This window comes from Lapillicoccus sp., from assembly GCF_039935575.1.
Classification (GTDB): Bacteria; Actinomycetota; Actinomycetes; order Actinomycetales; family Dermatophilaceae; genus Lapillicoccus.
In genome coordinates, this window is record NZ_JBDTKA010000021.1 from 47,060 (window position 1) to 58,544 (window position 11,485).

Genomic DNA, 11,485 nt, shown 5'->3' on the forward strand with positions numbered 1-11,485 from the left:
GCTGGGATCATGCGCGGATCATGCGCGGATCAGGCGCGGATCAGGCGATGTCACAGATCGTCACGCGCGGTCGTAGCGGGCGATCAGGGCGGCCGCCTGGTTCGCACCGAGCCCACGGACCCGCCGCGACTCGGAGATGCCGATCTCGTCCATGATCTGTCGGGCGCGCACCCGGCCCACCCCCGGCAGCGACTCGAGTAGCGCCGAGACCTTCATCTTGCCGATGACGTCGTTCGCCTTGCCCTCGGTGATGACCTCCGACAACGAGCCCTGGGAGTACTTGAGCCGGTTCTTGGCCGCCGCCCGCTCGCGTCGGGCCACGGCGGCCTTCTCCAGTGCCGCGGCTCGTTGCTCCGGGGTCAACGGGGGAAGGGCCACGTGGTCTCCTAGCGAGGGCAACATCGGTTTCGGGCTGGATGGGTGGCGGCGGCCGGGGCGAACCGGTTCCCAGCGAACCTACCCATGCCGCCCGAGTCGCCGCAACGACGGGGCTGCGATCGTCCAGACTGGCGATGTCACGCACCGGACTCGCGAGCTCATGGGTTCTGTCCGTTCCGGGTGTCTCGAAACCGACGAAGGTGCGAGTTCGGTGGGAGTCGAGCGCCGTGCGAGGGGCCTCAGACAGCCAGCAGGTCGCGGAGCCGGTATGCCGCGTCGGTCGCCGCGGCGCGCAACGACGCGACGTCCGGGCCCGCGGTCAGCACCTCGCGGCTCGAGCTCGCGAGCACCTGGGCCACGGCAGCGCCGAACGTCTGCCGAAGCGCGTCCACCGTGCCGCCCTGAGCTCCGAAGCCCGGTGCCAGCACCGGGGTTCCAGCCGCGACGAGGTCGATTCCCAGGTCCTTGACCGCGGTCCCGACCGTCGCACCGATGACCAGGCCGATGCTGCCGAGCTCTCCCCTGGCGACGGCCGCGGTGTTGTCCAACGCCGCTCCCACAGCCACCGACGCGGCCACGCTGAGGTCGTCCCGCATCGCGTGCTGCACGCTCGGGCCCTCCGGGTTCGACGTGAGCGCCAGCACGAACACGCCGCGTCCCGTCTGCCCGGCGAGGTCGAGCGCCGGCCGCAGCGACTCGTACCCGAGGAACGGGCTGACCGTCACCGCGTCGGCGCGCAGGTCGCTGTCCTTGCCGAGGTATGCGTCGGCGTACGCCTGCATCGTGGATCCGATGTCCCCCCGCTTGACGTCGAGGAGCGTGAGGGTGCCGGCAGCACGCAGGTCGGCCAGCACCCGCTCGAGGACCCGGACGCCGCCCGAGCCGAAGACCTCGAAGAAGGCCGACTGCGGTTTCACGATCGCGACTTGACCCGCGTACGCCTCGACGCAGGTCATCGCGAACCGTTCCAGCCCGGCGAGGGAGTAGTCGAGACCCCACCCCTGCACCAGCTCGCGGTGCGGGTCGAGCCCGGCACACAACGGCCCGTACGCCTCCATCGCCAGCTGCAACCGTGACCCGAACGGCGTTGTCGTCTCCTGCATCAAACCGGACTCCTAATGGTGGTGGGCCGCGCCGACGGCCTCGGTGAACGCGGCATACCCCTTGTCGTCCAGCAGCTGCTCGAGCTCACGCAGGACTCGAACCGGGGCGGTGGGGTCGTTGAAGACCGCGGTGCCGACCTGAACGGCGCTGGCCCCGGCGGCGACGAGCTCCAACGCGTCACGGCCGGTGCGCACCCCGCCGACGCCGATGATCGGGACGGTGGCGAAGCGGCCCTCCGCCATTGCCGCGCGGACCTGCCAGATCGCGCGCACCACCACTGGCCGGATGCCGGGACCGGACAGGCCGCCGGTCAACCCGCCCAGCTGCGGGCGCATCCGCTCGGTGTCGATGACCATGCCCAGCAAGGTGTTGATCATCGTCAGTCCGGACGCGCCGGCTTTCACACACGCCGACGCGATGGTCACGATGTCGGTGACGTCGGGGCTGAGCTTGGCGAACACCGGCATGTCGCGTGGCAGCTGCTCTCGAACCAGCGCGACGACCTTGGCCGACGCGAGCGGGTCGATGGCGAACACGAGGCCGCGGTTCGCGACGTTCGGACAGGAGATGTTGACCTCGACACCGACGACGGCATCGAACGCCGGGCTGGCCCTCAGCCGGGCTGCGACATCGGCGAACTCGGTGCTGGAGCCACCGGCGATAGAGACCAGCGCCCGAGCGCCGACGGACTTCAACCACGCGAGGTCGTGCTCAACGAACGCCTGGATCCCGGGGCCCTGCAACCCGATCGAGTTGAGCATCCCCGACGGTGTCTCGGCCATCCGCGGAGTCCCGCGCCCCGAGCGCGCGTCCGCCATGACGGACTTCGTCACGAACGCCCCGAGCAGCGAGACGTCGAAGAACCGGTGCAGCTCCTTGCCGTTCGCGGCGCACCCCGATGCGGTCATGATCGGGTTCGGCAACCGGGCGTCGCCCAGCGTGATGCTCATCTCGGCCATCAGCGACCGCTCCCGGGCGGCGCCCCCACGGTGTCGGCGGGCACCCGGCAGTAGCCGTCGTCGAACGCGTCCCAGCGCACCCGGTCACCCCGGAAGACCGGTCCTTCGACGCAGGACCGGGCCATCCGGGTCCGTCCGTCCGCGCCGACCACCGGCATGACGCAGGTCATGCACACGCCGATGCCACACGCCATGGACTCCTCGACTGCCACCTGGGCGACGGCGCCTTCGCGGCTGGCCACCTCGGTGATCGACCGCAGCATCCCCATCGGGCCGCAGCCGTAGACGACCGCCGCGCCCGTCATCCGGATGACGTCCGCGAGCACGTCGCTGACCCAGCCCTTGATCCCGGCGGAACCGTCGTCGGTCGTGACTGTCAGCCCGTTGGCGGCGCGGCGCGCCTCGACGACCCCGAACAGCCGGTCCTCGCTCGCAGCGCCCAGGATCATCTCGACGTGACACCCGCGGGCGGTCAGCTGCTCGGCCAGCCAGAACAGCGGCGCGCTGCCGTATCCGCCGCCGACGAGAACGCACGCCACCGGCGCGGTGGGCTGGGGAAACGCCCGGCCCAAGGGTCCGACGATGTCCACCTCGGCGTGCGGGGCCAGCTCGGTGATCCAGGTCGTCCCCGGGCCGTTGGCGGCCACCACGACGTCGACGGTCCCCCCGTAGGTCCCGGACGGGCTCACCTTGTGGATCGAGAAGCAGCGTCGCAGCAGGTTGGCGGACGTGGCGCCGCCGACGGCGAGTGCGACGAACTGACCGGGGCGCGCCAGCTCGGCGAGACCCGGGGCCACGAACGTCAGGTGCTGGTATGCGCCCACCCGCCGGTTCGCGATCAGCTCAGCGGTGACCTGGACGACCCCTGAGGGGGCTGCGGGTGCGGGCGCCCCATCGGGGGGACCGACGGGTTCGGCCACGGAAGGGGTGCTGCTCATCGTGCCGCCGTTCCCCGTCCGAACAGGTCGAGGTCGCGCGCGTGGTCCTGCAGGGACTTCACCCGCAGCTCTCCCGTGCGCTGCGCCTCGATCCCCTGGACTGCTGCCGCGAGCTCCTGCACGGTCGTGATGATCGGCTTGTCGGCGCCGATCGTGGCGGCCCGGATTTCGTAGCCGTCGGCGCGCGCGGACTGCCCTGTCGGTGTGTTGACCACCATCCCGACGGCTCCGTCGTTGATCAGGTCGACGATGGTCGGCTCGGTTCCGGGCGTCGCACCTGGTCGCTCGTGGATCTTGCGGACGACGGTTGCCTCGATCCCGTTGCGCCGCAGTACATCAGCGGTACCGCTGGTCGCCAGGATCGTGAAGCCGAGATCCGCCAGTCGCTTGACGGGGAAGATCATGGCGCGCTTGTCGCGGTTGGCGACAGAGACGAACACCGCGCCGGAGTCGGGCAGGCCCCCCGAGCTCATCTGGCTCTTGGCGAAGGCCGAGCCGAAGTCGCGGTCGATCCCCATCACCTCGCCGGTCGAGCGCATCTCCGGTCCGAGCAGCGAGTCGACGATCTTGCCCTCGGTCGTGCGGAACCGCTTGAACGGCAGGATCGCCTCCTTCACCGACATCGGAGCGTGCGCCGGCAGGTCTCCCCCGTCTCCGGTCGGCGGTAGGAGGCCCTCCTCGCGCAGCTCCTTGATGGTGGCGCCGAGCATGACCCGCGCCGCCGCCTTGGAGATCTGGACGCCGGTCGCCTTGGCGACGAACGGCACTGTGCGGGAAGCTCGAGGGTTCGCCTCGAGCACGTAGAGGACGTCCTGGGCCAGCGCGAACTGGACGTTCATCAGGCCGCGCACCCCGATCCCCTGTGCGAGCTTGAGGGTGGACTCCCTGACCCGTTGCAGCTCACCGATGCCCAGCGTCACCGGCGGCAGGGTGCAGGAGCTGTCGCCGGAGTGGATGCCGGCCTCCTCGATGTGCTCCATGATGCCGCCGAGGTACATCTCCTCGCCGTCGTAGAGCGCATCCACGTCGATCTCGATGGCGTCGTCGAGGAACCGGTCGACGAGAACCGGGTGGTCCGGTGACGCGATGGTCGCGCGGGTGACATAGGTCGAGAGGGTCTCGTCGTCGTAGACGATCTCCATGCCGCGACCGCCGAGGACGTAGGACGGCCGGACGAGCACCGGGTAGCCGATCTCGTGCGCCACCTTGACCGCGTCCTCGGCACTGTATGCCGTGCCGTGCCGTGGGGCGGGCAGGTTCGCGTCGGCGAGAACCCGGCCGAACGCGCCGCGGTCCTCCGCGAGGTTGATCGCCTCCGGGCTGGTCCCGACGATCGGTACGCCCTCGTCCTTGAGGGCTTGCGCGAGACCGAGCGGTGTCTGGCCGCCGAGCTGGACGATGACACCGGCGATCGGACCCGCCTGCCGCTCGACATGAACCACCTCGAGAACGTCCTCGAGGGTGAGCGGCTCGAAATAGAGTCGGCTCGAGGTGTCGTAGTCGGTGGACACCGTCTCAGGGTTGCAGTTGATCATGACGGTGTCGAAACCCTTGTCCCGCAACGCAAACGACGCATGGACGCAGGAGTAGTCGAACTCCACGCCCTGGCCGATCCGGTTCGGCCCGGAGCCGAGGATGATGACGGCCGGCCTTTCTCGCGGCGCCACCTCGTTCTCCTCGTCGTAGGTCGAGTAGTGGTAGGGCGTGGTGGCGGCGAACTCTGCGGCACAGGTGTCGACCGTCTTGTAGACCGGCCGCACCCCGAGCGCGTGTCGCACACCGCGGACGACTGCCTCCGGCATACCGGCCAGCGAGGCGATCTGGCGGTCCGAGAAGCCGTGCCGCTTGGCCAGGCGGAGCAGCCGGGGTGTCAGCTGCTCGGCAGCCGCAACCCGGTCGGCCACCGCGTTGACGAGCGCGATCTGGTCGAGGAACCACGGGTCGATCCCGGTCGCCTCGTGAACCCGCTCGACCGACGCCCCGGCACGCAGGGCCTGTTGGACCGTGACGATGCGGCCGTCCGTGGGGATCGCGGCCGTGGCAAGCAGCTCGGCGACCCGGTCCGGGTCGTCCGGGTTGGGCCCGTCCCAGTGGAAGCTCGACTCGGAACGCTCCATCGAACGCAGCGCCTTCTGCAGCGCCTCGGTGAAGTTGCGTCCGATCGACATGGCCTCACCGACCGACTTCATCGTCGTCGTCAGCGTGGGGTCGGCAGCAGGGAACTTCTCGAACGCGAACCGCGGCACCTTGACGACGACGTAATCGAGGCTGGGCTCGAAGGACGCCGGGGTCACGCGGGTGATGTCGTTCGGGACTTCGTCGAGGGTGTAGCCGATCGCCATCTTTGCCGCGATCTTGGCGATCGGGAACCCGGTCGCCTTGGACGCCAACGCACTCGAGCGGGAGACGCGGGGGTTCATCTCGATGACGATGATGCGCCCGTCCACGGGGTTGACCGCGAACTGGATGTTGCAGCCGCCGGTGTCCACCCCGACCTCGCGGATCACGGCGATCCCGATGTCGCGCAACCGCTGGTACTCCCGGTCGGTCAGGGTGAGGGCCGGGGCGACGGTGATCGAGTCACCGGTGTGCACGCCCATCGGGTCGAGGTTCTCGATCGAGCAGACGACCACGACGTTGTCGGCGTTGTCGCGCATCACCTCGAGCTCGTACTCCTTCCACCCGAGGATCGACTCCTCGAGCAGCACCTCGGTTGTGGGGCTGGCCTGCAGCCCCTGGCCGGCCGTCCGGCGCAGCTCGACCTCGTCGTGGACGAACCCGGACCCGAGCCCACCCATCGTGAACGAGGGACGCACCACCATCGGGTAACCCAGCTTCTGGGCCGCCGCGACGCACTCGTCTATGGTGTGGGCGATGACGGACCGCGCGCTCTCCGCGCCGCACCGCTCGACCACCCCTTTGAACGCCTGCCGGTCCTCGCCGAGCTGGATCGCCTCGACGTTCGCGCCGATCAACGGGCAGTCGTACTTCTCAAGTACCCCGTTGTCGTGCAACGCGATAGCCGTGTTCAGGGCGGTCTGGCCGCCGAGGGTTGCGAGCACCGCATCGGGTCGTTCCTTGGCGATGATCGCCTCGACCACCTCCGGGGTGATCGGCTCGACATAGGTTGCGTCGGCGAACTCGGGGTCCGTCATGATCGTCGCCGGGTTGCTGTTGACGAGGATGACGCGGATCCCCTCCTCGCGCAGCACGCGGCAGGCCTGGGTCCCGGAGTAGTCGAACTCGCACGCCTGCCCGATGACGATCGGGCCGGACCCGATCACGAGCACGCTGCTGATGTCGTCGCGCTTCGGCATCAGCGGTCGCCCCCGTCCGGCCGGTCCTGGGCGGCCCGGATGAGATCCACGAACCGGTCGAACAGGTAGGCCGCGTCGTGTGGACCGGCGGCGGCCTCTGGATGGTACTGAACCGAGTAGGCCGGCCGGTCAAGGCATTCCAGGCCCTCCACGACCTCGTCGTTCAGGCATACGTGCGACACTCGCACGCGGCCGTAGGGGGTGTCGCTGTCCCGGTCCACGGGGGCGTCCACGGCGAAGCCGTGGTTGTGTGCGGTCACCTCGACCTTGCCGGTACGCCGGTCCATCACCGGCTGGTTGATCCCCCGGTGGCCGTATCTGAGCTTGTAGGTCCCGAACCCGAGCGCGCGGCCCAGCAGCTGGTTGCCGAAACAGATCCCGAAGAAGGGGATCCGCGCGTCGAGCACCTCGCGCAGCAACGCGACCTCGGCGTCGGCGGTCGCCGGGTCGCCTGGGCCGTTGGAGAAGAAGACGCCGTCGGGCGCGATCGCCTCGATGTCGGCGAACGTCGTCGACTGCGGCAGCACGTGCACCTCGATGCCGTGTCGCGCCAGCAGCTGCGGCGTCATCGCCTTGATCCCGAGGTCGACGGCCGCGACAGTGAACCGCTTTTCCCCCAGCGCGTCGACGACGTACGGCTTGAAAGTGCTCACCTCCGCGGCCAGCGCCGAGCCCGCCATCTCCGGCGTCTGACGGACCCGGTCCGCGAGGACGGCCGGCGACGCATCCGCATACTCCACACCACCGAAGATGCCGACCCGCATCGCGCCTCGCTCGCGCAGGTGCCGGGTCAGCGCGCGGGTGTCGATCCCGCTGATACCGACGACCCCTTGGTCACGCAGCTCGTCCTCGAGGGGTTTCGTGGAACGCCAGCTCGACGGGCGCAGGGCCGGGTCGCGGACGACGAAACCGGCCACCCAGATCCGCGTCGACTCCGGGTCCTCTTCGTTGATACCGGTGTTGCCGACGTGCGGAGCCGTCATGACGACCACCTGACGGTGGTAGCTCGGGTCGGTGAGCGTCTCCTGGTAGCCCGTCATGCCGGTCGAGAACACCGCCTCTCCGACGGTCTCGCCGAGCGCGCCGTAGGCCTCGCCACGGAAGGTCCGTCCGTCCTCGAGGACGAGCACGGCCGGGACGGGGTCGTTCAGCTCCCGGTCCAAGAGGGTGTCCAGCGTGGTGGTATGGGTCATCGGCGGGCTCCTCCGAACTCGGAGATCAGGGCACGTCCGTTGCGCGCGCTGCAGGCGCCTCGGAGGTGAGTGGCGACGACCGCGCCGGTGAGCGTGCGCCCGTGCCAGGGGTTGTTGCGCGAGAGGGAGTGCGACACCTCACGGTCGACGGTCACTCGAGCGTCGGGGTCGACCAACGTGATGTTGGCGGGTGAACCGGCGACGAGCGGCTGTCCGTGGTCGTCGAGCCTGGCGATCCGGGCAGGGTTGATGGACATCACCCGGGCGACTCCGGCCCAGTCGAGCAACGGCCCATCCGAGGAGCTGACCATCACGTCGCTGACGACGGAGAGCGCCGTCTCGAGCCCCAGCATCCCAAAGGCTGCGTCGACGAACGCGTGTTCCTTGTCGTGTCGGGCATGGGGTGCGTGGTCGGTGGCGACCGCGTCTATCGTCCCGTCCGCCAACGCCTTCCGCAGTTCGCGAACGTCCTCCTCGGGTCGCAAAGGGGGGTTGACCTTGAAGACAGGATCGTAGCCAGACACCAGGTCGTGGGTGAGGGCGAGGTGGTGGGGGGTCACCTCGGCAGTCACGTCGATCCCCTGCGCCTTGGCCCACCTGATCACCTCGACCGAACCGGCCGTCGAGACGTGCGCAATGTGGACGCGGCTCCCGGTGTGGCGGGCCAGCATGACGTCGCGCGCGACGATCGACTCCTCGGCGATCCCCGGCCACCCGGGCAGGCCCAGCCGACCGGACAGCTCACTCTCGTGGCAGCAGGCGTCGCTGCCGGCGAGGCGCGGGTCCTGGGCGTGCTGCGTGATGACGCCACCGAACGGCTTGACGTACTCCAGGGCTCGGCGCATGAGCCGGGCGTCGGTGACGCAGTGCCCGTCGTCGGAGAAGACGCGGACGCGGGCCCGGGAGCGCGCCATCAGGGCGAGCTCGGCGAGCTCCTGGCCGGCCAGTGCCTTGGTCACGGCTCCTACCGGCTGGACGTCGACCAGATACGTGGCTCGACCCAGGTCGAAGACGCGCTCGGCCGCCTCGGCGGTGTCTGTGGGGGGTTCGGTGTTGGCCATCGCCAGCACCGCGGTGAAACCCCCGGCTGCGGCCGACTCTGCGCCGGTGGCAATGGTTTCGGCGTCCTCGCGGCCGGGCTCGCGCAGGTGGACGTGCAGGTCCACCAGACCGGGGAGGGCGACGAGACCGTCGGCGTCGACGACGCCGATGTCGGGGGCGTTGCGCACCGAGCCGACCTCGACGATCCGGCCAGCGTCGATGAGCAGGTCGGCGGCGGGGCCGCCCAGCAGCCGCGCGCCACGGATCAGGGTGCGACTCATGCGACGGCCTCTCCGGACAGCAGGTGGTAAAGGACTGCCATCCGCACGGCGACCCCAGCGGAGACCTGGTCGAGCACGACCGACTGCACCGAGTCGGCGACGTCGGCGGCGATCTCGAGGCCCCGGTTGATCGGGCCTGGGTGCAGGATCGCGACGTCCGGGTTGCTCCCGGCGAGGCGCTGCATCCGCTCGCGCGTGAGGCCATAGGTGACGGTGTACTCGCGCGGCGTCGGGAAGAAGCCCCCGCTCATCCGCTCCCGTTGCACCCGCAGCATCATCACCGCGTCGACCGGCCCGTATGCCCCTCGACCCTCGAGCACGTCGTCGAGGTCCCAGCTCGTGGCATACCCGTCCGTCTTGGCCCAGTCCGCGATGCCGCTGGGCATCAGGGTGGGAGGCGCGACCACGGTGACGTGCGCGCCGAGCCGGCCGAGGGTGATGACGTCGGAGCGGAACACGCGGGAGTGGGTCAGGTCGCCCACGATCACCACGTGCTTTCCATCGAGGTCTCCGATCCGGTGTCGGAGCGTGTATGCGTCCAGCAGCGCCTGCGTGGGGTGCTCGTGGGTGCCGTCCCCGGCGTTGATGACGCTCGCGTCCACCCAACCGGCAACCTGGTGGCAGGCCCCGGACGCACTGTGCCGGATGACCAACGCGTCGACGCCCATGGCGTCGATGGTCCGCACGGTGTCGCGAAGTGACTCGCCCTTGCTCGTCGAAGAGCCTTTGCCCGTGATGTTGATCGTGTCGGCCGACATCCACTTGCCGGCGATCTCGAACGAGCTGCGCGTGCGCGTCGAGTCCTCGAAGAACAGGTTGATGATCGTGCGGCCCCGCAGGGTGGGGATCTTCTTGATCTCGCGGTGCTGCACGTCGTGCATGGACTCCGCTGTCGTGAGGATCGCCTCGACGTCCTCGCGGCTGAGGTCCGCCGACGAGAGCAGGTGCCGGTTCACCGCTCGCCGCCGCTGATGGCGACGCTGTCGTCGCCGCCGTCGACCTCGGTCAGGCGTACCTGGACCCGCTCGGTCGAGGCGGTCGGCAGGTTCTTGCCCACGTAGTCGGCCCGGATGGGCAGCTCACGGTGGCCGCGGTCGACCAGGACCGCCAGCCTCACGGCACGTGGCCGTCCGAGCTCGGCCAGCGCCTCGAGCGCAGCTCTGATGGTGCGCCCGTGGTAGAGCACGTCGTCGACGAGGACCACCACGGTCTCGTCGATCCCGCCGCCGGGGATGTCGGTCCTGGCCAGGGTGCGTACCGGCTGGTGCCGCAGGTCGTCGCGGTGCATCGTCACGTCGAGGGTGCCGACGGGAACGTGCACCCCCTCGACCTCGGCCATGACGGCCGCGAGTCGCCTGGCGAGCGGGACCCCGCGCGACGGGATGCCGAGCAGGAGCAGGTCAGAGGCTCCCTTGTTGCGCTCGAGGATCTCGTGGGCGACGCGGCGTAGCGCCCGGGAGACGTCACCAGGGCCCATCACCTCGCGGATCGGCGTGGCCGGCCCTGCGTCGGTCTCTGCGTTTGTCTCTGCGTTTGTCTCTGCGTCGATGATGCCCGTGGAGCTCGTGCTGGTCGATGCGGGCTGGGTATCAGCCACCACCGGACCTCCTTCCCCGCCTCACAGGACGGTGGTTAAAGGATGTCTTCGCAGACCACCCTACCGGACTCAACTGTGGCCGGGTCCAGCTCCGCCTAGGCCCAGTCGGGCGGCGAGCGCCGCGGCCTGGACGCGGGACCGGACCCCGAGCTTGTGCAGGATGTTGCTCACACGGCGTGCCTGGGCCTGCGGGTCAGTGCGGGGGGCACGGGGAGCGAACCAGGACATGCAGCGGCAGACGTGCTCCGATGCGACTCCGCACACCAGTGAGAACAACTCGACCGACTCGGTGGGGCCGGCCGATCGGTGGCGTCGACGGTGTGGGTGCTCGCGGTGAGCTGTGGGTTGGCGACGGGATCCGCTCAGCTGGCCCGGACAGCCCTCTCATCCTCATGTACGCGTGTGCTGCGCCGGAGCTGAACATGCCGGGTAGCGCGGTTCCGGACCTCCGGGCACCTGTCCGTCGACGGCGGCTGGGTCGGCGGCAAAGGCGCCATCCCCCGGCGGGCAGCGGTCGAGTCAAACCACACCTTCTGCTCCTTACCCCGAGCGCGACCGCCGACCGCTTCGACCTGTGAACCATCGGTTTGACTCTCCTTCGAGCAGGGCCCTCGTGGCGGGTGACACCGGATCACCCGAGGCGCTACCGAATGGTTGCCCTCGCCCGACGTGACCGG

Annotated in this window: 9 protein-coding genes; all 9 read right to left on the bottom strand. The window is 69.7% G+C overall.

What is annotated here, in order from left to right; all coding sequences use genetic code 11:
* Positions 1-60: 60 nt before the first annotated feature.
* Positions 61-378: an integration host factor, actinobacterial type gene (gene mihF, locus ABI385_RS02945; protein ID WP_348102239.1), complete on the bottom strand. Its 318-nt coding sequence runs from the start codon at positions 376-378 to the stop codon at positions 61-63.
* Positions 379-617: 239 nt separating this feature from the next.
* Positions 618-1,481: an orotidine-5'-phosphate decarboxylase gene (gene pyrF, locus ABI385_RS02950; protein ID WP_348102240.1), complete on the bottom strand. Its 864-nt coding sequence runs from the start codon at positions 1,479-1,481 to the stop codon at positions 618-620.
* 12 nt (positions 1,482-1,493) lie between these two features.
* Positions 1,494-2,441, bottom strand: a complete 948-nt coding sequence (locus ABI385_RS02955) for a dihydroorotate dehydrogenase (protein WP_407068216.1) — start codon at positions 2,439-2,441, stop codon at positions 1,494-1,496.
* Entirely contained in the window at positions 2,441-3,379 is a 939-nt protein-coding gene (locus ABI385_RS02960) for a dihydroorotate dehydrogenase electron transfer subunit (RefSeq protein WP_348102242.1), read from the bottom strand. Before ABI385_RS02960 ends, ABI385_RS02955 begins: the two co-directional genes overlap by 1 nt.
* A complete protein-coding gene (carB, locus tag ABI385_RS02965; protein ID WP_348102243.1) occupies positions 3,376-6,696 on the bottom strand; it encodes a carbamoyl-phosphate synthase large subunit in 3,321 nt (1,106 codons plus the stop codon). Before carB ends, ABI385_RS02960 begins: the two co-directional genes overlap by 4 nt.
* Complete coding sequence (gene carA / locus ABI385_RS02970) at positions 6,696-7,889, bottom strand: glutamine-hydrolyzing carbamoyl-phosphate synthase small subunit (protein WP_348102244.1); 1,194 nt, start codon at positions 7,887-7,889, stop codon at positions 6,696-6,698. The genes carB and carA overlap by 1 nt, the downstream gene beginning before the upstream one ends.
* Positions 7,886-9,211: a dihydroorotase gene (locus ABI385_RS02975; protein WP_348102245.1), complete on the bottom strand. Its 1,326-nt coding sequence runs from the start codon at positions 9,209-9,211 to the stop codon at positions 7,886-7,888. Before ABI385_RS02975 ends, carA begins: the two co-directional genes overlap by 4 nt.
* Positions 9,208-10,167: an aspartate carbamoyltransferase catalytic subunit gene (locus ABI385_RS02980; RefSeq protein ID WP_348102246.1), complete on the bottom strand. Its 960-nt coding sequence runs from the start codon at positions 10,165-10,167 to the stop codon at positions 9,208-9,210. The genes ABI385_RS02975 and ABI385_RS02980 overlap by 4 nt, the downstream gene beginning before the upstream one ends.
* Positions 10,164-10,808, bottom strand: a complete 645-nt coding sequence (gene pyrR / locus ABI385_RS02985; RefSeq protein WP_348102247.1) for a bifunctional pyr operon transcriptional regulator/uracil phosphoribosyltransferase PyrR — start codon at positions 10,806-10,808, stop codon at positions 10,164-10,166. The genes ABI385_RS02980 and pyrR overlap by 4 nt, the downstream gene beginning before the upstream one ends.
* Positions 10,809-11,485 lie beyond the last annotated feature (677 nt).

What these genes read in the sequence shown, in the direction of transcription:
- pyrF (WP_348102240.1), bottom strand. Translation starts at nt 1,481, where the DNA reads ATGCAGGAGACGACAACGCCGTTCGGGTCACGGTTGCAGCTGGCGATG.
- ABI385_RS02955 (WP_407068216.1), bottom strand. Translation starts at nt 2,441, where the DNA reads ATGGCCGAGATGAGCATCACGCTGGGCGACGCCCGGTTGCCGAACCCG.
- ABI385_RS02960 (WP_348102242.1), bottom strand. Translation starts at nt 3,379, where the DNA reads ATGAGCAGCACCCCTTCCGTGGCCGAACCCGTCGGTCCCCCCGATGGG.
- carB (WP_348102243.1), bottom strand. Translation starts at nt 6,696, where the DNA reads ATGCCGAAGCGCGACGACATCAGCAGCGTGCTCGTGATCGGGTCCGGC.
- carA (WP_348102244.1), bottom strand. Translation starts at nt 7,889, where the DNA reads ATGACCCATACCACCACGCTGGACACCCTCTTGGACCGGGAGCTGAAC.
- ABI385_RS02975 (WP_348102245.1), bottom strand. Translation starts at nt 9,211, where the DNA reads ATGAGTCGCACCCTGATCCGTGGCGCGCGGCTGCTGGGCGGCCCCGCC.